This window comes from Pseudomonas sp. P20, assembly GCF_016463925.1.
In the GTDB taxonomy this organism is placed as follows: Bacteria; Pseudomonadota; Gammaproteobacteria; order Pseudomonadales; family Pseudomonadaceae; genus Pseudomonas; species Pseudomonas aeruginosa.
In genome coordinates, this window is the sequence record NZ_JAEMVM010000078.1 from 1 (window position 1) to 2,158 (window position 2,158).

Here is a 2,158-nt window from a genome sequence, read left to right on the forward strand (position 1 = left end):
GGGTACGCCATCGCAGCGGCCACGGCTTATCTCGTCAGCCCGCAGTTGGACAAGGCATTCGGCGTATCCAGTGACAACATCAACAAAGTCACCAAAGGATTCAAGCTCAGCACAGTTGAGGGAATCGGTGGATTTGCTGCCTACAGCATTGCCCAAGGCTTTGCTCAATCGGTCATGCAGCAGGCCGCCTATGGCGGCAGCTACATCGACAACCTCGGTAATGCCATGGCAGGTCAGGCGCGCAACCTGGGAATGGCGGTAGGTTTCAATTTCATTGGCGACTCGGTCAAATACCCTGATGGCAGCCCGCCGAAAATCATGGCTCACGCCCTGATGGGAGGTCTGCTGGCCGAAGCCTCCGGCAGTGACTTCAAGACTGGAGCGGCGGCCGCTGGTGCCAACGAGGCCATGATCAACCTCCTTGGGAAAATGGTAGGTGGCGATCAAAACCTCGAACTGATGGCCTCGCAACTCGTTGGCGTAGCCGCGGCAAGTGCGGTCAATGGCGATGTGAGTCTGGGCGCCGAGATCGCCAAAAGCGGGACGGCGTACAACCGGCAGCTACACCCAGATGAAATCAAATTCGCATCGGATGTGAAGCGCGTCAAACGTTATGCCCAGGAAAATGGGCTGAGCGAGGACACTGCCCGCAAAGAGCTTCTCAGCACGGCCGCCATGATGGTGGACAATGGCTGGAACCAGGCCTTGGCCGGCACAGACATCAACGCTGCCCGGGCTGCTCAGTATCTGCGTACGGAGCTGGGCACAGGCCCGGACAGTAATCTCTTCCAGGTGACCCAGGCTGACTACTACAACGAGCGGGTGGGGCTGACGGCGCTATTCAAGAACAAGGAGGCCCTGACCAGCGTTCTGGAAAACATAGCCCTAGCGAATCCCGCGAGCTATACGAGGGACCCCGCGAACCGTGCGGAAGTGCTGAATGCCAAAGGTGAAGGTAGCCAAGCGGGCTTTGGGCTGGCACTGGAAGGGATCGTCAGCGCGCCTTCAAAAACTGCCTTGTGGTTGATGGGTGCGCTAACCTGTTCAAGCTGTGCGGAGCGGGATATCCAGAACGCTTGGAACTCGGTTGCCTCGTTACCTGAAGACATCCGTATGAAAGGCTATCTGGATGCCTTGCACACCATGCAAGGCCAGGGTGCCAGCGTGGTGCGGGACAACGCCGCGAGTTCGACTGCATTGGGAGTTGAGGTTGGGCTGGCCATTGATGGAGGGTTGGCAGGGGCAGGCAAGGGCGTCGTTACGGATGGTCCGAAAGGAATACTTACACTGAAAGATTTTCCTGATGTCTCTACCAAGATAAGCCAGAAGCAGCTTCGCCATATTGCTGGAACACAGCAGCTTGAGGCACGGGGAGGCGGTGGTTTCTTAAACAGTGTCTCTGATGCTCAAAAAGTGCTTGATGCCTACCATACCGGCCAAGTGAAAATCCTAGGGAGAAATGCTCAGGGATTCCCAGTAGTCAAGTTTGAGGGCGTTACTGGAACTAACGTTAATCTCGGTGTTGGTATAACTGATCAGGCAACCAATGTATTTATTATCAAGGGCACAAAGAGTCCAAGTATTGTCCCTACAAATCCAAACTGGAGTCCCAAATGAGTAGCCAGCCAACGTTGGAAGAATGGAATTTTCAAGTGTTAATGCTAATTCAAGCGTTGGTAGGTGCGATATCTGCCAATTTTAGAATGATTGCATTGTTATGGGATGGCGATGAGTGGGTATTGAGATTTTATCTTGAAGAGAGCAACGAAGAGGACGTTGAGGAGATTGAGGATGTTGTTTGCCAATATACGGCATATCAGGGCTCTAGTTTGAGATGCAGGTCTGAGTTGATCGTGGGGCGTGAACGCCTTCCGGGGCTTTCGGAGGTGGGTAGGGTTGTATACCGTCGCAGAGAGTCTTTTGATATTTAGTTGGGGCAAAAGGTAGCTCCGGCGCAGAAAGTGCTATCAATCAAGGCAGGCTTAATTCTCAGCTCCTGTCTGAGGAGGTTGCGAATGGCCACGCGTTCCAGAAACATTTAGTCGAACGGCAAGAGTTTGTTGATCTTGCGCCAACAGCATAAAGGGGACAGATTTATTTTCCCTACTCTAATTTTCTAAGCAGGGAGGCTCCAGTGCAGACGCCGTAAGGAGGCTCC

Annotated in this window: 2 protein-coding genes; both read left to right on the forward strand. The window is 53.7% G+C overall.

Annotated elements, in window-relative coordinates; all coding sequences use genetic code 11:
- Positions 1 to 1,617: DUF637 domain-containing protein (locus tag JHD77_RS31625; RefSeq protein WP_199506560.1), on the forward strand; the 1,617-nt coding region annotated here is incomplete at its 5' end.
- Positions 1,614 to 1,931, forward strand: a complete 318-nt coding sequence (locus JHD77_RS31630; RefSeq protein ID WP_019485604.1) for a hypothetical protein — start codon at positions 1,614 to 1,616, stop codon at positions 1,929 to 1,931. The genes JHD77_RS31625 and JHD77_RS31630, both read left to right, overlap by 4 nt.
- The last annotated feature ends 227 nt before the right edge of the window (positions 1,932 to 2,158 follow it).

Excerpts from the sequence above, each read along its gene's own strand:
- JHD77_RS31630 (WP_019485604.1), top strand. The coding sequence starts at position 1,614 with ATGAGTAGCCAGCCAACGTTGGAAGAATGGAATTTTCAAGTGTTAATG.